We start from the raw sequence: 22803 nt of genomic DNA on the forward strand, positions 1-22803 counted from the left end.
TTCGGGAGGAGGACCAGTATGGCTGAAGTAACGGTAAAACAACTGGCCGAAGATGTAGGCGCTCCCGTGGATCGTTTGCTGAAGCAGATTGTGGAGGCTGGCCTGAAAGCCCGCTCCGAGAATGACTCTGTCTCCAGCGATGAGAAGCAGCAGTTGCTGGCCTATTTGAGAAAGACCCACGGTGAGGCCGACGCCGAACCGCGCAAGATTACCCTGAAGCGTAAGACCACCACCACGCTCAAGGCCGGTAAGGCAAAGACCGTCAATGTTGAGGTTCGCAAGCGCCGTACCTATATCAAGCGGGCTGAATTGCAGCCCGAGGCTGAAGCGCCAAAACCGGAAGAGCCGGTAGCGGAGCAGCAGCTGGAGCAAGCACCGGTGGAAGAGGCGCCAAAGGTAGCCGCCGAGCAGGCAGCGCAGCCGGAGGCAGAGAAGCCCGCCGAGGCAGCGACATCAGAGCAGTCGGAGCAGGCAGAGAAGGCCGAGCCGAAGAAAGAGCCTGAGCCCGAGCCGGTTCCCGCTCCGGAAGACATGCCGATGCCGCCGCCCGAGGGTGAAGGCAAGGATCGGAAGCCGAAGAAAAAGAAAGAAAAAGTTCGCGAACGCGGCGATGAGATCGAAGAAGGCAAGCCAAAGAAGAAGCAGGCTGGCCATCGTGGTCCTCGCAGTCGTCCGGTGGAAGAGCCGCTGGTTATCTCCGAGGATGAGGAAGAGACCACGCTGCGCAAGCCGCTGCGTGCGAAAAAGAAACCCAAAGAGAAGCGTCATGCTTTCGAGAGGCCGACCAAACCAATGGTCAGAGAAGTAGAGATTCCGGAAACGATTTCTGTCGGCGACCTAGCCCAGCGTATGGCGGTCAAGTCGGCTGATGTCATCAAGACCCTGATGGGCATGGGCGTTATGGCCACCATCAACCAGGCACTGGACCAGGAAACAGCGGTTCTGGTGACCGAGGAGCTGGGTCATAAAGCCAAGACTGTAAGCGAAGATGCATTCGAGGAAGAGGTTCTGAGCGAATTCTCCTTCGAAGGTGGCGAGAAAACCAAGCGTGCTCCGGTTGTGAGCGTGATGGGTCACGTTGACCATGGTAAGACCTCCCTTCTCGACTACATCCGTCGTACCAAGGTGGCCTCGGGTGAGTCTGGTGGCATTACCCAGCACATTGGTGCTTACCATGTAGAAACGGATCACGGCATGGTGTCCTTCCTGGATACCCCGGGCCACGCGGCCTTTACTGCCATGCGTGCCCGCGGTGCCCAGTGCACTGACATCGTTATTCTGGTTGTCGCCGCCGATGATGGCGTGATGCCGCAGACCAAGGAAGCGGTGCAGCACGCCCGTTCCGCCGGTGTGCCGATCGTTGTTGCCATCAACAAGATGGACAAAGAAGGGGCGGACCCTGATCGAATCAAGAGTGAGCTGGCTGCTCTGGAAGTTGTCCCGGAAGACTGGGGCGGGGACGTTCAGTTCGTACCCGTTTCCGCTCACACCGGTGACGGCATCGACGCGCTGCTTGAGGCCGTCTTGCTGCAGTCCGAGATCCTCGAACTTGAGGCCTCTACGGATGCACCGGCCAAGGGTGTGGTCGTGGAATCCAGCCTCGAGCGCGGACGCGGTTCTGTAGCGACCGTTCTGGTTCAGAACGGTACCCTGCGCCAGGGTGATATGGTTGTTGCCGGTGCCTATTTTGGTAAGGTCCGGGCGATGACTGACGAAGCTGGCAAGCAGGCCAAAGAAGCTGGCCCGTCGATTCCGGTCGAGATTCTCGGTCTGAACGGTACACCAGACGCCGGTGACGAATTCTTTGCAGTTGCCGACGAGAAGAAGGCCAAAGAGCTGGCCGAATTCCGTCAGAGCCGGGAGCGGGAGCAGCGTCTCCAGCGCCAGCAGGCGGCCAAGCTTGAGAACCTGTTCGAGAACATGGGCAAAGACGAGGTCAAAACCCTCAATGTCGTGCTCAAAACCGACGTTCGTGGTTCTCTGGAAGCCATCACCAAGGCCCTGCAGGACCTCGGTAATGAGGAAGTCCAGGTCAAGATCGTATCGTCCGGTGTCGGTGGTATTGCTGAGACCGACGTCAGCCTGGCCATGGCCACCAGTGCGGTTATCTTCGGCTTTAACGTGCGTGCCGACAGTGCCTCCAAGCGCCTGGTTGAGCAGGAAGGCCTGGATCTTCGCTACTACAGCATCATCTATAACCTGATTGATGATGTGAAAGCGGCCTTGACCGGCATGCTGGCTCCGGAATTCCGCGAAGACATCGTTGGTATCGCCGATGTTCGCGATGTGTTCCGTTCGCCGAAGTTTGGTCAGGTGGCCGGTTGTATGGTTACTGAAGGTACTGTGTACCGTAACAAGCCGATCCGGGTTCTGCGGGATAACGTGGTTATCTTTGAAGGCGAGCTGGAATCCCTGCGTCGCTTCAAGGATGACGTACCTGAAGTCCGTAACGGCATGGAGTGCGGTATTGGCGTTAAGGGTTACGACGTGAAAGTCGGTGACCAGATCGAGGTCTTCGATCGCGTCCGGGTCGAGCGCAAGCTTGAGTCCACGGGGGCCTGATGCCGAGAGAGTTCAGCCGTATTGATCGCATCGGCGATCAGATGCAACGGGAACTGGCCCAGCTCATCCAGCGGGAAGTGAAAGACCCGCGGGTGGGCATGGTCACGGTAAACGCGGTCAAGGTCAGTCGTGACCTTGGCTACGCTGATATCTATGTGTCCCTGCTTTCCACCGAGGAACTGACGGAGGAGTCTCCGGAGGTCAAGGAATCGATTTCGGTGCTCAACAAGGCCTCAGGCTTTCTGCGCGGTCAGGTTGGGCGCGCAATGAAGCTGAGGGTTGTGCCCCAGTTGCGGTTTCACTTTGATACTTTGCAGGGCTACAGTCGCAAGATGGATAGCCTCATTCGCGAAGCGGTTGGCGACAAGCCGGCTGTGGACCGCAATGGTGACGAAGACCAGGATGATCCGGAGCGTAACGCTTGAGCCGTAGACGTAAAGGCCGTGACGTTAACGGCATTCTGGTTATCGACAAGCCGGCCGGAGTCACCTCCAACGGCATTCTGCAGCAGGTCAAGCGCCTGTTCGGAGCCGCCAAGGCTGGCCACACCGGCGCCCTCGATCCCCTGGCTACAGGGGTGTTGCCTCTGTGCTTCGGTGAGGCCACCAAGTTCTCCCAGATGATGCTCGACAGCGACAAGGCCTACATTGCCACCGCTCGGCTCGGAATTAAGACCGAGACCGGTGACAGTGAAGGCGCCGTTGTTGGTGAGAAACCGGTACCCACAGGTCTGACCTCTGATGTGCTGGAGCCGGTTCTGGACCGTTTCCGGGGCGATATCCAGCAGGTTCCCTCCATGTACTCGGCGCTCAAGCACAAGGGGCGTCCACTTTACGAATATGCCCGGGAAGGGATCGAGGTGGAACGTCCGGCAAGGCCGGTCACCATCTATGAGTTGACCCTCCTGGACGTTCGTGAGAATGAGCTGGATATCGCGGTCAGCTGCACCAAGGGTACGTACATTCGCTCACTCGTTGAGGATATTGGCGAAGCCCTGGGTTGCGGTGCCCATGTAACGGCATTGCGCCGCACCATGGCATCCGGGTTTACCCTGGCCAACGCCCATGCGGTGAGCGATCTCGAGGCGATGCGCGAACGGGGTGAAAGCCTCGATGGCCTGCTCGTGGCGCCGGATGCCGCGCTGTCCATGTTCCCCGAGCACCGTCTGGCGGGGCCGGCGCTGGTATCGATCTTGAACGGACAACCGGTTAGAATACCGGGTCGGGCCTATGAAGGCTTCGTACGTCTCTATGCAAATGAGAGCGCGAACGAAAGCTTTGTGGGGCTGGCAGAAGCATTCCCGGAAGGCGAGCAGACCAATCTGGTCCCACGCCGACTGGTGAAGAGCAGCGGAAAGCGTTAGGCGCGCCGCTGTCTAGCCGGGCTGTAGAGATGCGCGGTTCGGCCGTATTCGAAAGCATCGCAAACAATGAGGTGAGTTATGGCACTTTCTGCCAACGAGAAAGCACAGATCGTTCAGGATTTTCAGCAAGGTGATGGCGATACCGGTTCCCCTGAAGTTCAGGTGGCACTGCTGAGCGCCAACATCAACAAGCTGCAGGATCACTTCAAGGCCAACAAGCAGGATCACCATTCCCGCCGCGGCCTGATCCGGATGGTAAACCAGCGTCGTAAGCTGCTGGACTACCTCAAGCGCAAGAACGCCGACCGTTACCTGGAGCTCATCCAGCGTCTGGGTCTGCGTCGCTGATCCGGGTCTTTACGACCTGAGGGCTGCGCCGTTATTTTTGGTGGCAGCCGTCAACCGGCAGGCTCTGTAAAGGGCCTGCCGGTTGTGCTTGTCTCTCACTGCAGTTGGATTGTCTGTGTTATCGAAGGATTCCCTGTCGTAATGGAAAGCCGAAATTGATAGCAGGTTGTTGAAAAGCCCGGGCCCGGCGGCCTCTGGAATGCCGCCCTTCAGACCGGGGTTTTGCAACAGCCTGTTAGCTTTCAGACGGGTTGCTCTTCAGACCACAGCAAATCATCTGCAGAACTATGGTTTCGAGCGCAGGGGCGCCCGAAACGAATCAATCTGGAACAGATAGACCAGGAGTTTTTTGTGGATCTGAAACCTTTCAAGAAATCATTCGAGCTTGGCGGCAAGACCGTCACTCTGGAAACCGGCCGTATTGCCCGTCAGGCAACCGGTTCCGTACTGGTAACCGTAGATGATATCTCCGTTCTTGGTACCGTTGTTGGCGCCAAAGAAGCCAAGCCCGGCCAGCCGTTCTTCCCGCTGACCGTGAACTACTTCGAGAAGACCTACGCTGTGGGCAAAATCCCCGGTGGCTTCTTCAAGCGTGAAGGTCGTCCTTCCGAGAAGGAAACACTTACTTCCCGCCTGATCGACCGTCCGATTCGTCCGCTGTTCCCGAACGGCTTCATGAACGAAGTTCAGGTCATCACCACGGTTATGTCCTCCAGCAAGAACCAGGATCCGGATATTGCTGCAATGCTGGCGGCTTCTGCTGCGCTGTCCATCTCCGGTATCCCGTTTGACGGCCCTATCGGTGCGTCTCGTGTGGGTTACACCAACGAGCGCGGTTACTTCCTGAACCCGACTTTCGAAGAGCTGGAAACCTCCCTGCTGGACATGGTTGTTGCCGGCACCGAAGACGCGGTTCTGATGGTGGAATCCGAAGCCAAGGGCCTGACCGAAGACCAGATGCTGGGCGGTGTTCTTTACGGCCACCAGGAAATGCAGACAGCGGTTGCCGCCATCAAGGAATTTGCCGCAGAAATCGGCAAGCCCCGTTGGGATTGGCAGCCGGCGACCGAGAATACAGAGCTGCTGAACGCCATCAAGGCCGACTTTGCCGGTGCTATCGAGGAAGCCTACGGCATCCGCGACAAGATGGCCCGTTACGAGCGCCTGGGTGAGGTGAAAGCCGCTGCCGTTGAAAAACTGGCCGGTGAAGAGGAAGGCCAGCCTTCCGAAGACGAAGTTAAAAAGTACTTCGGCAAGATCGAGAAGAGTGTGGTTCGCCAGCAGGTTATCGATGGCAAGCCCCGGATCGACGGTCGTGACAACAAGACTGTCCGTCCGATTGAAATTGAAGTTGGCGTTCTGCCCAGCGTTCACGGTTCCGCCCTGTTTACCCGTGGCGAGACCCAGGCCATCGTGACCACCACGCTGGGTACCTCCCGCGATGTGCAGATCATTGATGCCCTGGAAGGTGAGCGCAAGGATCCGTTCCTGTTCCACTACAACTTCCCTCCGTACTCTGTAGGTGAAGCTGGTCGTGTGGGCACTCCGGGCCGCCGCGAAGTTGGTCACGGTCGTCTGGCCAAGCGTGGTGTTCTGGCGGTTATGCCGACCCTGGAAGAATTCCCGTACGCAATCCGTGCGGTTTCCGAGATCACCGAATCCAACGGTTCCAGCTCCATGGCCTCTGTCTGTGGTTCCAGCCTGGCGCTGATGGACGCAGGTGTGCCCATCAAGGCGCCGGTTGCCGGTATCGCCATGGGTCTGGTCAAGGAAGGCGACAAGTTCGCGGTACTGACTGACATCCTGGGTGACGAAGATCACCTGGGCGACATGGACTTCAAGGTTGCCGGTACCCAGGAGGGCGTAACTGCCCTGCAGATGGATATCAAGATCAATGGCATCACCGATGAGATCATGGAGCTTGCGCTCGAGCAGGCACACGCAGCGCGTCTGCACATCCTGGGCGAGATGAACAAGGTTATCTCTACCCCACGTGCCGAACTGTCTGCCCGTGCTCCGAGCATCACCACCATCAAGATCAACCCGGAGAAGATCCGTGACGTTATCGGTAAGGGCGGTTCTGTTATCCGCGCGATCTGTGACGAAACCGGTGCTTCCATCGATCTGGATGATGACGGCAACGTGAAGATCTACGCTGACAACCAGGAAGCTGCCCAGGCGGCGGTGAACCGGGTCAAGGAAATCACGGCTGAGATCGAAGTAGGTGCTATCTACAAAGGCCGCGTTGAGCGCATTGTGGACTTCGGTGCCTTCGTTAACATCCTGCCCGGCAAGGATGGTCTGGTGCACATTTCCCAGATCTCTGATCGCCGCATCGAGAACGTGACTGACGAGCTGAGCGAAGGTCAGGAAGTTCTGGTGAAGGTCCTGGATGTGGACAACCGTGGTCGCGTGAAGCTGTCCATGAAGGAAATCAAGGAAGGCGATCAGCCGACCGATTTCTCTGCCTGATAGCTTTCGGGCTTAATTAAAACCCGCCTCTCCTCTGGATTGGCGGGTTTTTTTATCTGCTTGGCTTGGGTGCAAGCGGCTGTTGGGTTTCCCTTTTCAAAAGACGCTACGAGCACATCCATGTGCGCTTGTTTCGGGCCGTCCCTGGCCCTCAACACTTTTGAAAAGGGAAACCCAACACCCGCCCGTGGATCACAGGTAAACGCGGTAGGTCGGATTAGCCAAAGGCGTAATCCGACAAAGAAAACCCGCCGCTCCTCTGGATTGGCGGGTTTTTTATTGCCCCATAAACCGAATCATTTCCTTCCGATACCCGGGAATAACAAACGTCGCCCCATGGGGCGTATCTGTCTGCAAAAACTCCTTGGGCTCCTCCGCAGCTTCGTACAAGTCCTCCCCATGATGAAAGGGAATAATCCCATCGCGCACACTATGGATCACCATCACAGGCACCGGGCTGATTCTGGGAATATGATCCACCCCCTCGTAATCCTCAGGAATGGTCCAGCTGAGCGGAATCTGCAACGGCCAGGTAAGCCAGAACTCGCCCAGTTTCTCCCGGGCGATTCTACGGAAGCCTGAGAATGTGCCGTCCAGAATGACACCATCCAGGCGGGGCTGTTCTTCCCGCTGAGTCCATTCACTGGCCAGAGCGATTCCCAGTCCGCCGCCGAGGCTCTGGCCCAGTATGTATAGAGGCCGTTCACTCACTTCTGGCTTCTCAATCAGCCAACGCAGGCCGGTTTCGACGTCGTGCAGGGCGCCTTCGATGTCCGGGTCACCGGTGGATTTGCCGTAGCCCCGGTAGTCGATGGTAAAGACGTTGTAGCCTCTCTCGGGCAGCCACGCAACGTTGAGGATGTGGCTGCTGATGTTCTGGGCGTTACCGTGCAGGAAGTAGACAGTGCCCCTGGCGTTGCTCTCAGGCGCTTGTGCGGGCAGCCACCAGCCATGCAGGGTCTCGCCGTCCTCGGTATCAAGGTAGACGTCCTCGTATTCCAGGTTTAGCCGGTCCGGGGTGATGTAGGTGACCCGATCGGGGTAGAAGAATACGCTGCTGCAACCGGAGAGCAGCAGAAGGGCAACCAAAAGCCCGCTTAACCGGGCCTTGGTGGCGGTCAGAAGTAGGCGTGAAGTCCGGCGTGCCATGTGCTCTGGTACCTGTCGTAATGATTTTCCCGGATGAATTCAGCAAACAGGCTGAATTCGCGGCCGATGTGCCAGTTGGCTTTGGCGTAGAGCTGGTCCTGGCGGTGCTGGCTGCTGACAATCCAGGCCTTGGTTTTGGCACCGGCAAGCAGGCTGAACTGGTTGTTCTGATGGAGCAGGCCGATATCCGCGCCCGGCGCAGCATCATAGCCTCGACGCAAGTCGTCGTCGATTTCCAGGTCGGCGGTGGCGATGGCAAAGGCCTGGGTCTGGTTGCCAAGGCGCCAGCTGCCGCCGGCTCCGCCCTCAAGATAGGGCGCTAGGACCCGGTCGGTGCCGGTGTCGGTTCGGCGGCCACCAAACCCAACCTGCCAGGACAGTGGCGAGAAAAAGGCGTTCCGCGGGCTTAACGAGCGAATTTCCACACCGGTGAGCTGTTCAAGTTGAAGCTCGTTGTTGTCGGTATAAAGGCGCGCGTCGAGCCTGAGGAATTGAAGCTGGGCGCCGGTGCGGTAGCCGGCCGGCGGGTCCAGGACGTCGTGGTAGGCCGGGCGCAGGGTCACCTGGGTGAATTCCCGGTGTGCCTGCTGGCCAGCCCCGAGAGTCAGTCTAAAGGTGTCGTGGCCCTGGTCGTCTCTGACAACAGGCTCGGGTGGTTCCTCTGGCGGGGCGACGTTGTTGATCCGGCTGCGCTCTCTCAACAGGTCATGGGAAAGTGGTGCAGCGATTTCCCGGGGCCAGCCGTCGGCCTCGCTTTTGTAGCGAACGTAGTCGTAGGTGGCATCCAGAACATGGGCCTGCTGCTCGGCTGGCAGTGAACTCACCTCATTGGCAGCGGCGGCTACATAACCGTTGGCGATCGCCGCCGCGAGGGTCTGGTGATCGTCGGGCAGGGTAGAGAGACTGTAGGCCACGGAGGTGGCAGCGGAAGGCCGGTAATAGACTTCGCTGACCAGGTCCTTGTCCACTACCCAACGTACCGTGTCCGACGGGATGGCGTGAGTGCTTACTTCTCCCAGCAGGTCCGTGCCCGGGCGCGCGATGTCTATCAGGGCCAGCAGGCGGTAGGCACAGTTTTCATCGAAGAAGTAGTAGTCGAAATTGCGATCTCTGATCTCCCAGGCGTGGGCGATCATCAGGTCGACTTCGTCCTGTGTGAGGTTCAGTTTGTACTCCCACAGGTCGCGATGCTCGATGTCCGAATACAGCCGTATTTTTTCATAGTAGGGCTGGACAGTTGTGATACCGGGATAGCCACCGAAAATGCCCTTGTAGGCGAACAGGAACTCACTGTCGTGGGCCGCGGCATCGGCGGCATAGGAAATTGTGTTGGCCAGCAGCAGGTTGGTCTCTTCATCATCCTGAGGTGGGTCAAGGCGCAAAAACGTATGGCCGAACATGGAAGAGGGGCTGTTCAGGTAAGAGGCGGCAAACACCAGGGTCACCGTCTCAGTGTTCAATGTTTCCGACCATTCCCGGTAACCGGGGCACTCGATTTCCGGGAGCGACAGATCGAGTTGCTGGCTGAGCCAGGCTTCCCGGGCCGGGAAACGGCAGCGGGCATGGCCATCGCCTTCGCCGGGCTTCTGGATGGCTTCAAGGGTTGCCTCCAGCTCTGCCCTTGGTGAGTGCTTGCCGTCTTCGCTCAGAAAAAAGGCCGGATCGTCGGCCTGGCTGGTATATCCCTCGCCAAAGGTGTCGGGCTGATAGTGGATAAGTGTGAGCCAGGCAGGATCGAGATGGAGTTCGGATGTGTTTTCAGGCGTATTAGCCTGGGTTGGCAGGCTGACTGCAAGCCAGATCAGCGCTGGCCCAATGCGAAGCATGTTGCCCATGGGTGTTTACTGCATCCGGGGTTGAACGGTATGGAGGATGGAACAATGCGCCGTCCCTGGCGCATGAGAGTCCATTCAATGAGTCAGTATCAGGCTGCTACGTACTTGCTGAGTGACTCGTTTTTCTCCAGCAGCGCGACGATGGCATCGACCGCTTCGCCGGAGGTGGTGTCAGAGCTCGGGAAAATGGTGGCAAAGTTATCCTGCAGGACTTTCCGGAAGGCATCGCGATCCGCTTCGTCAACCCCCAGAAGTACTGCCAGAGTGTCCAGGTTCTCGCCGGAACCGCGGGACATGTCACGGGCGACCTTGTCGATGTTGCTGTCCATGTACATGGCCATGGACTGAACGGACTGGTTGGTTTGGCAGCCAAGGGTGCCTGAAGTCATGCCAAAGGTCTGGTTACCAAAGGTCCCGTTGGTGGTAGCGGCCAGTACATGGGGGGCAATGCCGGATTGTCCTTTCCAGATCATGGCGCCGACACCACAGCCCGGTTGGGCAAAGGCCATGGAGGAGGCACCCAGAAGAATTGCACCTGCGATCAGTTTTTTCATTATCCACTCCTTTCTGTGGTTTAAAGCTCTCGTCGCAATACACAATGCTGCCCCTGACGTGGAGCAGCATTGCGAAAACGGCCCTGACTGGTCTTGTGGAGACAGGTTGACCGTTGATTTGAGTATAGTTGATCTCCAGCCAACGCAAGTTTAAAGATTGGTGAGTAATTGATTCGGCCCACAAAAAAACCGGTGCATGTTGCCACACACCGGTTTTGACCTTGCTTTCAGGAGGTTTTGATCAGCCGCCCAGGTAGGCGTTCTGGACATCCGGGTTTTCCAGCAGATTCTTGCCGGTGTCGTGCAGGCGAATCTTGCCGGTTTCCAGCACGTAGCCCCGGTCGGCCAGGTTCAGCGCCTGATGAGCGTTCTGCTCCACCAGAAAGACGGTGATTCCTTCCTCGCGAAGCTGGCCGATGATCTCAAAGATCTGCTTGATGATCAGCGGTGCCAGGCCCAGCGATGGTTCATCGAGGATGATCATGTTGGGTCTGCTCATCAGTGCTCGCCCGATGGCCAGCATTTGCTGCTCGCCGCCGGACATGGTTCCGGCGCGCTGATGCTCGCGTTCCTTCAGGCGCGGAAAGAGCTCATAGACGTGCTGCTGGCTCTTGCGGATTTCTGCCTTGGTGTTGAAAAAACCACCCATGTGGAGGTTTTCCTCGACCGTCAGGCCAGAGAACACGCGGCGGCCCTCCGGAACAATCGAGATGCCGGAGCGCATGATCTGGGCTGTGGATTCATTGGTGATTTCCTTGCCTTCCAGAAAAATGCGTCCGGCACTGGCCCGGGGGTTGCCGCAAACAGTCATCAGCAGGGTGGTCTTGCCAGCACCGTTGGCGCCGATCAGTGAGACGATCTCACCCTTTTTGACCTCTACAGACACCCCGTGCAAGGCCTCGATCTTGCCGTAATGGGTATGGACATCTTCTAGTACTAGCATGTGGTTACCTCAGGCCTCGCCCAGATAGGCTTTGATCACGTCGTCGTTCTGGCGGATTTCTTCCGGCGTGCCACTGGCCAGGGGGCGTCCCTGGTTGATCACGTTGATGCGGTCGGAAATATCCATTACCAGGCTCATGTCGTGCTCAATCAGCACCACGGAAACGTTGTAGTCCTCTTTCAGGCTGATAATCAGCTGATTGAGTTCCTTGGTTTCCGCCGGGTTGAGGCCGGCTGCCGGCTCGTCGAGCATTAACAGCTTGGGCTCGGTCACCATGCAGCGGGCAATCTCCAGACGCCGTTGTTGGCCATAGGCGAGGTTGCCGGCTTCCCGGTTAGCCAGGTCCAGCAGGCCAACCCGATCCAGCCAGTAGGCGGCCCGATCCAGGGATTTCTGCTCTTTGGTCCGGTAACTGGGGGTTTTGATCAGGCCAGAAATCAGGTTGGTGTTCAGGTGGCGGTGTTGAGCCACCAGCAGGTTTTCCACCACCGTCATCTGGCTGAACAGCCGCACATGCTGGAAAGTGCGCACCATCCCCAGTCGGGAGATCTTGTAGTCGGGTTTACCCTGTACTTCTCTCCCCTCGAACAGGATCTTGCCGCCGGTCGGTTTGTAAAAACCGCTCATGCAGTTGAATACGGTGGTTTTGCCGGCCCCGTTGGGACCGATGATGGACACGATTTCGTGTTCCTGAACGTCCAGAGACACTTCGTCTACCGCCAGCAGGCCGCCAAAGCGCATGGACAGATTCTGTACTTCAAGCATCGTCTGTCACTCCTGCCTTTTCAGTTCAATGTGAATGCGGCGCATGGGCATCAGGCCCTGCGGACGCCAGACCATCATCAGCACCATGGCGGCGCCGAAGATCAGCATGCGGTACTCGGAGAATTCACGGGCCAGTTCGGGCAGGATGGTGACGGCGATCGCCGCCAGTACCACACCGATCTGTGAGCCCATGCCGCCGAGTACCACGATGGCCAGGATGATGGCGGATTCGAGGAAGACAAACGATTCCGGGCTGATAAAGCCCTGCTTGGAGGCGAACACGGTGCCGGCAAAACCGGCAAAGAAGGCACCAATGGTAAAGGCGGACAGCTTCACCGCGGTGCGGCTCAGGCCCAGGGAGCGGGCAGCGATTTCATCTTCCCGCAGTGCTTCCCAGGCCCGACCCACGGGCATCCGCATGAATCGACGGATAACGAGCGCGGTGAATACCGCCAGAACCAGGGCAATCAGGTACAGGAAGATAACCTTGTGCTCACCGCTGTAGGCGATGCCGAAGGTTTCGTGGAACGAGGTGTTGCCTTCTTCCTTCACCCGGCGCCCGAATTCCATGCCGAACAGGGTCGGATCCGGGATGCCACCAATGCCGTTGGGGCCGCCAGTCAGGGTTGTCCAGTTATTCAGCAATATCCGGATGATCTCGCCGAAACCCAGGGTGACGATGGCCAGATAATCCCCTCGTAGCCTGAGCACCGGAAAGCCGAGCACAAGGCCAAACAGGGCGGCGAGCAGTGCGCCGATGGGCAGTGCCAGCCAGAACGAGATGCCCAGGTACTGTGACAGTAGTGCAAAGGTATACGCACCTACGGCATAGAAGGCCACATAGCCAAGATCCAGCAAGCCGGCCAAACCAACCACCACGTTCAAGCCGAGGGCCAGCATGATGTAGATCAGCACCAGCGTGGCCAGATCCACTGCACCACGGGATACGAAGAAAGGCCAGAACAGGGCAAGAACCACAATGCCGGTCAGCACCCAGGACTCAATCTTGGCCCGGCGGTTTTCCGCCATGGGCTCCTTGCTGGATTGGGGCAGGGGATGCGGGAGACTCCTGAGGGTCCCCATGATCTGGTCCCGGAATAGCTGGAACAGGAATACGATCACCGCAGCGAGCAACACCATGACAACGGTACTGGCATCGGCCCCGGTCAGGGTCACGTTGATGCCCTGTGCCTCAAGATTGAAGCCGATGATCGGGTAGGAAATGATCAGTGTAATGATCGAGCAGAAGAGCGCGTGTCTGAAATTATTAGCAGCCATCAGATCTTCTCAACCTCCGGTTTGCCAAGCAGGCCGGTGGGTTTGAACAGCAGAATCAGGATCAGCAGGCTGAACGAGATCACATCCTTGTATTCACCGCTGAGGTAGCCGGAGGTCATGCTCTCTGCCACGCCCAGTATCAATCCGCCCAGCATCGCACCAGGGATGCTGCCAATGCCGCCAAGTACCGCTGCGGTAAAGGCTTTCAGCCCGGCAATGAAGCCGAACAGAGGATCGACCGAACCGTAGTACATGCCCAGGAGCAGGCCGGCAACCGCCGCAAGTGCCGCACCGATTACAAAGGTTGCGGAAATGATGCGGTTGGTGTCGATGCCCAACAGGTTGGCCATGCCCAGGTCCTGTGACACCGCACGGCAGGCACGGCCAGTCCGTGAGCGGGATATGAACAGGGACAGGGCTGTCATACAGATCAACGTGGTGATGAAGATGGTTATCTGCATATAGGACAGGGACATCTGGAAGCCGTCACCGGAACCGAAGTTGAAACCGCCGTCGATCAGCGCCGGAAAACCGATGTTCCGGGAGCCCTGTGCCAGATGAACGTAGTTCTGGAGGAAGATGGACATGCCGATGGCGGAGATCAGCGGGATCAGGCGATGACGCCCCCGCACAGGCCTGTAGGCCACCCGTTCCACTGCCCAGCCCATGGAGCTGGAGACGATCATGGCGCAGAGCAGCGCGACGATCAGTATCAGAGGTAGCCAGGCAATACCAAGAGCGGCGAGGCCGGTAATGGCAATCAGCGCCGTGTAGGCACCGATCATATAGATTTCACCATGGGCAAAGTTGATCATGCCGATGATGCCGTAAACCATCGTGTAGCCGATGGCGATCAGGGCGTAGGTGCTCCCGATCGTCAGCCCGTTGATGAGCTGCTGAGAGAAATAAAGGAGGTCTTGCATTGTTATGGGACTCCGAAAGCCTGCTCCCTCCGCTACCACACCCCATGCCCGGGATATCCGGGCAGGAAGTGGGGGAGGATCAACAGGAGCCTAGAAAAACACCTTCTCCCGGATCGCGGTGAGAAGGTGCTCTCATGATTACCGTTTGTTAACGATTTTGGCTCAGTTTACCGGAGTTTTGCTTCCATCTGAATGCCATTCGTACACAACAAACTCGAACGACTTCATGTCGCCCGCTTTGTCGTATTCAACGGTGCCGATCGGAGTCTGGAAGGTGCCTTCGCGCAGGGCGGCAGCAACATCAAACGGATCGGTGGAGCCCGCGGCTTCAATGCCTTCGGCAACCAGTTGCACGGCAGTGTAGGAGGTCAGAACGAACGGACCGGAGGGATCCTCGCCTTTGTCTTCGAACGCTTTAACCAGCGCCTGGTTTTCGGCTTTCTGGTCGAACGCCGGTGGCAGGGTTACCAGCAGGCCTTCGGCGGCTTCGCCGGCGATGGTGTTGATGTCCTTGTTACCCACGCCCTCGGGGCCCATGAAGCGGGCGTCCAGGCCAGCGGAGTCAGCCTGGCGCAGGATCAGACCCAGTTCCGGGTGGTAACCGCCATAGTAGACGTAATCCACATCAGCCTGCTTGAGTTTGGTGACCAGTGAGGAGAAATCCTTGTCACCAGCGGTGATACCTTCGAACATGGCGATTTCAACGCCCGCGTCCTTCAGGGTGTCACGAACGGCGGTGGCAATACCTTCACCGTACTGCTGCTTGTCGTGGACAATAGCAACGCGCTCTGGGCTCTGGGAGGCAATGTAACGGGCCGCGACCGGACCCTGCATGCTGTCCAGGCCGATGGTACGGAACACCAGTTCATAGCCACGCTCGGTGATTTCCGGGCTGGTGGAAGCCGGGGTCACCATCAGGATGCCTTCGTCTTCGTAGATGTCGGAAGCCGGCTGGGTGGAGCTTGAACACAGGTGACCGATCACGAAGCGTACGCCGTCGTTGACCAGACTGTTGGCAACGGTAACGGCCTGCTTGGGATCACACACGTCGTCGTATTCCACGGCAACCAGCTCTTCACCCATAACACCGCCGTTGGCGTTGATCTGCTCGATCGCCATGCGGGCACCGGAGAATTGCATGTCACCATACTGGGCAACGGGACCTGTCATGGGGCCGGCAATACCGATCTGGATTTCTGCAGCGGCGTGGCCGGCGCCCATCAGGGCTACGGAAGTACTAACAGCGGTTACGAGTTTTTTTACTGAAGTTCTCATTGAGTCTGTCCTGTTTTATTTCAGGGTTATTCTTGTGTTCTCAGAGAGTTAAACAAACACCACACCTCACTGCTTGTCAAGCAACTGGGCTGGCGTTTGCTCCGGAACACGGGCCTGTCTGCAAAGGCAAATCCCGTGCCGCTCTGAGCGGTGTCACGCATCCGTGCCGTCTTCTTCATCCTGTGAGACCAGCGCCCGGAAGCTCTCATGTTCACGTAGCTGGTCAAAACTCACGTCTACGGAAGCATCGTCGCGGTATGCCTCCGAAATTTCAATAGCTTTCTTCAAGGTACTGACTGCGTCCTCCCAGCGGCCGATTTCCGCATAGGCGCATGCCAGCTGATAGTGCGCGTGGCCATTATCCGGTGCAAGTTTCAGTGCTCGCTGGCAGAGACTGATGGCCCACAGCGGTTCCTGCATTTCCAGAACGGCGTCGGCCTTGTAGCTCAAAGCCTCCACATCATCCGGGCGAAGATCCAGAATCTGATCGTAGGCAGCGATCTTGTTCTGGTGTGAGGTTTCCTGGCTGGCTTTGAGCCAAAGGGAATGCACTTCGTTAGTGCGCTCAATCTCGGCCTGGTTCTGGTGGATAATGTCGGATTTCTGCTTCAGCTGTTCTTCGATGAATTCGAGTCGCTTCTCGTATTCAATCACCAATTCGTTAACCCGCTTTTCCGCCAGGCTGGTTAGCTGGTTCCGCATATCCCGGATGGAATTCCAGCCGATAACCACGAGAATGGATGTGGCGCCCGCTATCAGGTAAAAGAAGTAGGTAACAGTGTCAGTGGCGTAGGACATGGTTTTGTCGGCAACCGACAGTTCCTTGTCGACCACCTTTTCGATCAGTTCCGCCCGGGTGTTTTGCATCTCCTTGCGAAGTGCCTTGCTTTCCTCAAGCAAATACAGCTCCACGAAGGGTGTGTACATGGGCTCTTCCAGGGTCTTGATGCTCTCTTCCAGGTCTTCCGCGGTGAGCTCTTTTTCAGGTCCCAGCTCATCCTGGCCATAGAGGGTGCCGGCGAATGTCGTCATGAAAAGAAAAGGCAGCAAAAACTTGATCATCGGGCGCAATCCGTCCGTCTGTCTGTCGAAAAGAAATAAAGTCGTGACCTTAGCATAGTGGCTGGCCGAAAAAATGCCGGGAATCTCCCTGACTTGCAATTCTCGGTACAAAGACCTCTAATAGTTAGGGGTATAAATAAATTGCCAATACCGAATCGGAGTATTGCTGTGAATAGTTATGAAGATGTGCTGGTGGCTTTAAGACGTGTCATCCGGGCGACAGACCTTCACTCAAAGCGGCTGAGCAAGCATGCCGGGCTGACCGGGCCACAGTTGCTGATCATGAGAACGATTCGGGATCTTGGCGAAGTGACCATCGGCACCATTGCCGACAAGGTCAGTCTTAGCCAGGCAACGGTAACGACGATTCTGGACCGGCTCGAGCACCGGAATCTGGTGTACCGGGTACGCAGCACTCAGGACAAGCGGAAGGTGCATGCTCACCTGACCGACGAAGGGGCGGATCTGCTGGCCCGGGCGCCGAATCCGCTGCAGGAGGATTTCATCAAGAAATTCCAGAGCCTGGCAGAGTGGGAGCAGACCATGATTCTGGCCTCACTTCAGCGGGTGGCCAATATGATGGATGCCGATGATATTGATGCGTCGCCGGTGCTGACCGTGGGGTCGGTTCTGAAGGACGACGGGTGGAAAGAGAAAGCCTGAGCAATGGTGTCGGATTACGACCCGTTGGGTCTAATCCGACCTACAATTCAGCTATCCAAACTCGTAGGTCGGATTAGCGAAGCGTAATCCGACAAACCCGCTTCCATCAATGCACCGAAGACCCGCTCTTGGGCTTATTGCCAAAGCACACCTGGAACACATCGCTGTAATGCTTGGCGAAGTTCACCACCAGACCTTCCTTAAGATACTCCGGCAGTTCTTCATAGTCGCCACGGTTCGCTTCCGGCAAGATCAGGTTGCTGATTTTCTGCCGGCGCGCCGCAATGACCTTCTCCCGAATACCGCCCACCGGCAGCACCTGTCCGGTCAGCGTAAGCTCACCGGTCATGGCGATGTTTTGCTGCGGCGCTTCTTTGCGGGCGATGGACAGCAGTGCGGTGGCCATGGTGACTCCGGCGCTCGGGCCGTCTTTGGGCGTGGCTCCCTCGGGTACGTGCAGGTGCACGAAGGATTTGTCGAAGAAAGTCGGGTCGCCCTTGAAGCGTCTTAGGTTGGATGACACATAGCTGTAGGCGATCTCGGCGGACTCCTTCATCACATCCCCCAACTGACCGGTCAGTTTGAAGCCGCGCTGAGAGCTGTGGATTCTGGATGCCTCGATGCTCAGCGTGGCCCCGCCCATGGCGGTCCAGGCCAGGCCGGTGACGACGCCGGTGCCTTTGAGGGATCTCTCTTTCTTGAACGATGGCTGCCCGAGGTAACTCTGCAGATCCGAAACACCCACCTTCACCGGTTGGTCCGGGTTCTCCAGCAGCTTCACGATGCCCTTGCGCAGTATCTTGTGAAGCAGCTTTTCCAGGCTCCGCACGCCAGCTTCGCGGGCATAGCCCTCAATAACCTGCTTGATGGCGGCGTCGGTGATGTTGAACTGCTTTTTCAGCAGGCCGGCCCGCTTCAGGAGTCTGGGTAGCAGGTAATGCTTGGCGATGGCCAGTTTTTCTTCCGCGATGTAACCGGACAGGCGAATCACGTCCATCCGGTCGAGCAGTGGCCGCGGAATCGTATCGAGCTGGTTGGCGGTACAGATGAACAGAACCTTGGACAGGTCCATGCGGACATCCAGATAGTGGTCCAGGAAGTCGCGGTTCTGTTCCGGGTCCAGGGTCTCCAGCAGGGCTGAAGCAGGGTCGCCCTGGAAAGACGCACCGATCTTGTCGATTTCATCCAGCATGATGACAGGGTTCGCCACCTTGGAGTCTTTCAGCGCCTGGACAAACTTGCCCGGCATGGCGCCGATGTAGGTGCGTCGATGGCCTTTGATTTCAGCTTCATCCCTCATGCCACCAACGCTGAAGCGGTAGAATTTCCGGCCCAGTGCATCCGCCACAGAGTGGCCGATTGATGTCTTGCCGACGCCGGGCGGGCCCACCAACAGGAGGATGGAGCCGCTGACCTCGCCCTTGAAGGTCCCTTCGGCCAGGAACTCGATGATGCGATCTTTTACATCGTCCAGGCCGTCGTGATCCCGGTCCAGAATCCGGCGGGCTTCGGCCAGATCGAAGTGGTCTTCCGAGTGGACGCCCCAGGGAACCTGGGTCAGCCAGTCCAGATAATTACGGGTGACGCCATATTCCGGCGAACCCTGTTCCAGCACCTGCAGTTTTTCGATTTCATCGTTGAAGCGCTCCTTAACCGCCTCGGGCGGGTTGAGCTCCGCCATGCGTTGCTGGAAACGCTCCACATCTGCGGTCTTGTCGTCTTTGGCCATTCCCAGCTCGCGCTGAATGACCTTGAGTTGTTCCTTCAGGAAAAACTCGCGCTGATGTTTTTGGACCTTGGCGTTTACCTCTTCGCTGATTTCCGACTGCAGCCGGGCGACTTCCTGCTCCTTGCGCATCAGCAACAGGACCTTCTCCATGCGGCGGAGCAGGGGCACGGTGTCGAGCACGTCCTGCAGTTCATTGCCCGGGGCACTGGTCATAGAGGCGCCGAAATCGGCAAGCGGGGAGCTGTCGTCCGGGCCGAACCGGGACAGGTATTGTTTTACCTCTTCGCCATAGAGAGGGTTGGTGCGCAGCAGCTCCTTGATCGCGCTGATTATGGCCAGGGTGTAGGCCTTGAGCTCGTCTGCGTCTTCTTCCGGTTCTGTCGGGTATTCAACTTCCACCAGGTAGGGCGGCTTGCGACGCAGCCACTGGACGATCCGGAAGCGCTGCAAACCCTGAGCAATAAACTGGACCTTACCACTGTCGTTCTGGGCATGATGCACGCGCACGGCGCAGCCCACCGTCTCCAGCTGTTCACTGGCAGGGATGCCGTCTTCCGTTTCCTGCTCTTCCACAAAACAGATGCCCATGACCTTGTGATCGGTCTCGCCGACCCGTTTCAGGGTTTCCTGCCACGGATTCTGGTTCACCACGACCGGCTGAACCTGGGCCGGAAAGAAAGGCCGGTTCGAAACGGGCAGCACATACATGCGCCGGGGCATCATCTGCTGGGGCAGGGCGAGGCTTTTGCTATGCTCGTCCTTGCCGATGTATTCGGTCACGTCCTCTTCGAATTCCTCAAGTGAATCGTTTTGCGTGTCATCATTCATGCCGCGAGCATCCATCCGGAAAGGTTGTGAATCCGCCCGGGACGGGCTGCTGAGTGGTTGTCCCGGAACGTTGCTTACTAGCTATGTAACGGCAGATACGGTGATTTCAAGGAGTTGGCCTTGACTACCTGGCGCTTGAATTTCCACGACTTGGCCCCATGTCCCTGACAACTCCGAACGATTCATTCGACTTTTTCAGGTGCCCTGCATGAGCAATTCTCCCTACATTTTTGAAGCCACCATGGAAAACTTCCAGCAGAAGGTTATGGAAGCCTCTGCCAGCACGCCCATCCTGGTGGATGTCTGGGCCGAGTGGTGCGCTCCCTGCAAGCAGTTGATGCCGCTACTGGAAAAGCTTGCCGACGATTACCAGGGCGCGTTCATGCTGGCCAAGGTGAATGCAGACGAGCAGGAACAGCTCACATCCAGCCTGGGTGTGCGCAGCCTGCCCACCGTCATCCTGGTCAAGAACGGCCAGGCCGTGGATGGCTTCAACGGCGCCCTGCCGGAGAGCGAAATCCGCAAGGTTCTGGACAAGCATGTGGAAGCTCCCAAGGAAGACCCTTACGAAAAGGCCCATCGGATCTGGGAAGAAGGGGACGTCGAGGGAGCGCTGGCCATCCTGTCCCAGATGAATCAGGAGGATCCGGAAAATCTGAAGGTCCTGATCGATCTGGCCCAGCTGAAGGCAGAAATGGGGGACCTGGAGACGGCTGAACAGGTGCTTGATAGCCTGCCGCCGGAAGAGAAGATGCAGCATCAGGCCAAGCAACTGGCGGCCCGGATCAAGTTTCTCAAGCAGTCTGCCGAGTTGCCACCGATCAAGGATCTTGAGATGGCCCTTGAGCAGGATCCGAAAGACCCGAACGCACTGCACCAGTTGGCGCTTCATCACGTATTACAGGAAAATAACGCCGAGGCCATGGACCTGCTGATCCGCCTGATGCGGGTAGACAGCAAATACAAGGACGAAGTGGCCAAGACAACGCTGATTGAGCTGTTCGACAAGCTGGGCAACAACAACCCGGATGTACGGACCTATCGCCGGAAGCTCTATACCCTGATGCACTGATCGTTTGGCGTTAGCCAAATACAACGTAGGTCGGGTGGAGCCCAAGGCGAAACCCGACTGGTATTTCCGCAATGCTCATACTCCCGCCCCAACCCGACAACTGCGAACTTTGCGAACGCCCGGTTGCCAGGCTCACCCGGCACCACCTGATACCCAAACACCTGCACCGCAAAAAACGCTTTCAGAAGCTGTTCTCCAAGGAAGATCTCATCACCCGAACGCTCTGGGTGTGCCGTCCCTGCCACAACGCTATTCACAAAGCCCGTTCGGAATACGAGTTGGGTCTGTACTTCAACACCCGGGAAAAGCTGTTGGAGCTGGAGGAAATGCGGACGTTTGTTGAGTGGCTCAAGGACAAGCCGGAGGGGTTTGTGCCGAAGTTTCGAAGGGGCTGAACGAAAGAGGGCCAGATGGGAGCTCCCATCTGGCCCTCTTTGCACAAAGGCAATGAGCTTTTAGCCGTTGCCCTTCTTCATCTCTTCATACTCATCCTCAAAGAAGAATTTCTCTTCTCCGAAGGCCGGTTCCAGCTCATGCAACCAGGTCGCTGTCTCGCTGTACTTGGCAAAGAACGGGCGTTGTACCCAGTCCGGGTTGCGGCCCTGCAGGAAGCGCAGCACGAATACCTTCTCACCGTGGATTTCGGTGATGCCCTGAATCTCCACCTTGCCGGGGCCGGCGCTCATGGAGGGGCCGCGGGCGGTGCGGGCCAGGCCGCTGACCTTTTTCATGGCCTCCCGATAAATGTGGAAGGCCTCAACCAAGGGCACTTCAAAGTAGTTTTTGGCGCCGGTGTCCCGCTCTACAAACATGTAGTAGGGGATGATGCCCAGCTGCACTTCTTTCTTCCACAGCTTGGCCCAGGCGTCGGCATCGTCGTTTACGTGCTTGATCAGCGGGCCTTGGGCGCGGATCTCGGCACCGGTGGCACGAATACGGCGGATGGCCTCTTCGGCAATCTCGGTGGTGATTTCCTGCCAGTGGTTGTAGTGGGCCATGATGGCCACGTGTTTGCCGGCATCCACGAGACGGGCGAACAGGTCGATCAGTTCGTCGGCATCCTTGTCGGTCACGAAGCGGTAGGGCCAAAAGGTGAGGGCCTTGGTGCCGATGCGAATGGTCTGGATGTGATCGAACTCCGGCTGCAGCAGCGGTTCCAGATACTGCACCAGGTTCTTGGTCTTCATGACCATCGGGTCACCGCCGGTTACCAGCAGGTCGGTTACCTCGGTGTGCTCCTGCAGGTAGCCGTGAAGCTTCTCAGCTTCGGTGCTGGCCATTTTCAGATCCTTGTCACCGACAAACTGCGCCCAGCGGAAACAGAAGGTGCAGTAGGAGTGGCAGGTTTGACCCTGGGCCGGAAAAAACAGCACCGTCTCGCGGTACTTATGCTGAACGCCGTCCAGCACTTCACCGTCCAGCTCCGGCATGTTCATTTCCATCTGGCCGGCCGGGTGCGGGTTCAGTTCATCCCGGATTTCCTTGGCGACGGCCTGGATCTCTTTCTTGTCGGCACCTTCCCGGTGCATTGTTGCCATGCGTTCGTAATGCTCGTCTTTCAACATGCCTTTCTGGGGGAAGACAAGCTGATAGATCGGGTCGTTGGGCACCTTGTCCCAGTTGATCAGTTCATTTATCACATATTCGTTGACCCGAAATGGCAGCACGCTGGCTACCACTTTCATTTCAAACAGGGTCTCTTCAGGGAGATTCTGAATGACTTCAATCTTGTCGAGCTGGCGGTCCGTGTAGACCTTGAAACGCCGTTCCTCGAACTCCGTAGTGGGAATCCGGTTCGGAAAGGTGACGATGGAGTTCATAGATCGCCCTCTGTTGGTGCCAATGACAAAAAAGTGGTCCGACCACTTTTTCGGTGGTTAAAAATCAGGCAGGCGAGTATACATAAATCGGGAATTATTTTCAGGTCTAATAAAAAAGTTCCGGTAAATCAGGAAAATGCAGGAGAGTATCGGGCGGAAAAT

The 22803-nt window shown here is 57.5% G+C and carries 19 protein-coding genes; 8 read left to right on the top strand and 11 right to left on the bottom strand.

The window, feature by feature from the left end; all coding sequences use genetic code 11:
- Positions 1 to 18 precede the first annotated feature (18 nt).
- The 5 genes from infB to pnp all read left to right on the top strand — a co-directional run bounded on the left by infB (position 19) and on the right by pnp (position 6745).
- On the top strand, positions 19 to 2562 hold the full coding sequence (gene infB / locus A8B84_RS15510) for a translation initiation factor IF-2 (RefSeq protein ID WP_064230005.1): 2544 nt from the start codon (positions 19 to 21) through the stop codon (positions 2560 to 2562).
- On the top strand, positions 2562 to 2987 hold the full coding sequence (rbfA, locus tag A8B84_RS15515; RefSeq protein WP_064230006.1) for a 30S ribosome-binding factor RbfA: 426 nt from the start codon (positions 2562 to 2564) through the stop codon (positions 2985 to 2987). Before infB ends, rbfA begins: the two co-directional genes overlap by 1 nt.
- A complete protein-coding gene (truB, locus tag A8B84_RS15520) occupies positions 2984 to 3925 on the top strand; it encodes a tRNA pseudouridine(55) synthase TruB (protein WP_064230007.1) in 942 nt (313 codons plus the stop codon). Before rbfA ends, truB begins: the two co-directional genes overlap by 4 nt.
- A 78-nt stretch (positions 3926 to 4003) precedes the next feature.
- Positions 4004 to 4273 carry a 30S ribosomal protein S15 gene (gene rpsO / locus A8B84_RS15525; protein ID WP_064230008.1) on the top strand — a complete coding sequence of 90 codons (270 nt, stop codon included), beginning with the start codon at positions 4004 to 4006 and terminating at the stop codon, positions 4271 to 4273.
- A 357-nt stretch (positions 4274 to 4630) separates the two neighbouring features.
- A complete protein-coding gene (pnp, locus tag A8B84_RS15530; RefSeq protein WP_227512867.1) occupies positions 4631 to 6745 on the top strand; it encodes a polyribonucleotide nucleotidyltransferase in 2115 nt (704 codons plus the stop codon).
- 276 nt (positions 6746 to 7021) lie between these two features.
- Here pnp and A8B84_RS15535 read toward each other — a convergent pair whose 3' ends face one another.
- The 9 genes from A8B84_RS15535 to A8B84_RS15575 all read right to left on the bottom strand — a co-directional run bounded on the left by A8B84_RS15535 (position 7022) and on the right by A8B84_RS15575 (position 16529).
- Positions 7022 to 7894, bottom strand: a complete 873-nt coding sequence (locus tag A8B84_RS15535) for an alpha/beta hydrolase (protein WP_064230010.1) — start codon at positions 7892 to 7894, stop codon at positions 7022 to 7024.
- Complete coding sequence (locus tag A8B84_RS15540; RefSeq protein ID WP_064230011.1) at positions 7864 to 9729, bottom strand: DUF4105 domain-containing protein; 1866 nt, start codon at positions 9727 to 9729, stop codon at positions 7864 to 7866. Before A8B84_RS15540 ends, A8B84_RS15535 begins: the two co-directional genes overlap by 31 nt.
- A gap of 89 nt (positions 9730 to 9818) precedes the next feature.
- On the bottom strand, positions 9819 to 10283 hold the full coding sequence (locus A8B84_RS15545) for a DUF3015 domain-containing protein (protein WP_064230012.1): 465 nt from the start codon (positions 10281 to 10283) through the stop codon (positions 9819 to 9821).
- A gap of 241 nt (positions 10284 to 10524) precedes the next feature.
- Positions 10525 to 11226: an ABC transporter ATP-binding protein gene (locus tag A8B84_RS15550; RefSeq protein ID WP_064230013.1), complete on the bottom strand. Its 702-nt coding sequence runs from the start codon at positions 11224 to 11226 to the stop codon at positions 10525 to 10527.
- Between the two features lie 9 nt (positions 11227 to 11235).
- Positions 11236 to 11991, bottom strand: coding sequence for a high-affinity branched-chain amino acid ABC transporter ATP-binding protein LivG (gene livG / locus A8B84_RS15555; protein ID WP_064230014.1), 756 nt, complete (start codon positions 11989 to 11991; stop codon positions 11236 to 11238).
- A 6-nt stretch (positions 11992 to 11997) separates the two neighbouring features.
- The gene (locus A8B84_RS15560; protein WP_064230015.1) at positions 11998 to 13269 is read right to left on the bottom strand and encodes a high-affinity branched-chain amino acid ABC transporter permease LivM; all 1272 of its coding nucleotides are present in this window, start codon (positions 13267 to 13269) and stop codon (positions 11998 to 12000) included.
- Positions 13269 to 14192: a high-affinity branched-chain amino acid ABC transporter permease LivH gene (livH, locus tag A8B84_RS15565; protein ID WP_014578284.1), complete on the bottom strand. Its 924-nt coding sequence runs from the start codon at positions 14190 to 14192 to the stop codon at positions 13269 to 13271. The genes A8B84_RS15560 and livH overlap by 1 nt, the downstream gene beginning before the upstream one ends.
- A 162-nt stretch (positions 14193 to 14354) precedes the next feature.
- Positions 14355 to 15467: a branched-chain amino acid ABC transporter substrate-binding protein gene (locus A8B84_RS15570; RefSeq protein ID WP_064230016.1), complete on the bottom strand. Its 1113-nt coding sequence runs from the start codon at positions 15465 to 15467 to the stop codon at positions 14355 to 14357.
- A 153-nt stretch (positions 15468 to 15620) separates the two neighbouring features.
- Positions 15621 to 16529, bottom strand: a complete 909-nt coding sequence (locus tag A8B84_RS15575) for a TPR end-of-group domain-containing protein (protein ID WP_064230017.1) — start codon at positions 16527 to 16529, stop codon at positions 15621 to 15623.
- 168 nt (positions 16530 to 16697) lie between these two features.
- Between A8B84_RS15575 and A8B84_RS15580 the strand changes: the two genes are divergently transcribed.
- Positions 16698 to 17192, top strand: a complete 495-nt coding sequence (locus A8B84_RS15580) for a MarR family winged helix-turn-helix transcriptional regulator (RefSeq protein ID WP_064230018.1) — start codon at positions 16698 to 16700, stop codon at positions 17190 to 17192.
- A 106-nt stretch (positions 17193 to 17298) separates the two neighbouring features.
- Here the strand turns inward: A8B84_RS15580 and lon are convergent, their stop codons facing one another.
- A complete protein-coding gene (lon, locus tag A8B84_RS15585) occupies positions 17299 to 19749 on the bottom strand; it encodes an endopeptidase La (RefSeq protein WP_064230019.1) in 2451 nt (816 codons plus the stop codon).
- Positions 19750 to 19957: 208 nt separating this feature from the next.
- Between lon and trxA the strand changes: the two genes are divergently transcribed.
- Entirely contained in the window at positions 19958 to 20821 is an 864-nt protein-coding gene (gene trxA / locus A8B84_RS15590) for a thioredoxin (protein WP_064230020.1), read from the top strand.
- A 71-nt stretch (positions 20822 to 20892) separates the two neighbouring features.
- Positions 20893 to 21216, top strand: a complete 324-nt coding sequence (locus A8B84_RS15595) for a hypothetical protein (protein ID WP_064230021.1) — start codon at positions 20893 to 20895, stop codon at positions 21214 to 21216.
- A 60-nt stretch (positions 21217 to 21276) separates the two neighbouring features.
- Here the strand turns inward: A8B84_RS15595 and A8B84_RS15600 are convergent, their stop codons facing one another.
- On the bottom strand, positions 21277 to 22641 hold the full coding sequence (locus tag A8B84_RS15600) for a KamA family radical SAM protein (RefSeq protein ID WP_064230022.1): 1365 nt from the start codon (positions 22639 to 22641) through the stop codon (positions 21277 to 21279).
- Positions 22642 to 22803: the final 162 nt, after the last annotated feature.

This window comes from Marinobacter sp. EhC06 (genome assembly GCF_001650915.1).
Classification (GTDB): Bacteria; Pseudomonadota; Gammaproteobacteria; order Pseudomonadales; family Oleiphilaceae; genus Marinobacter.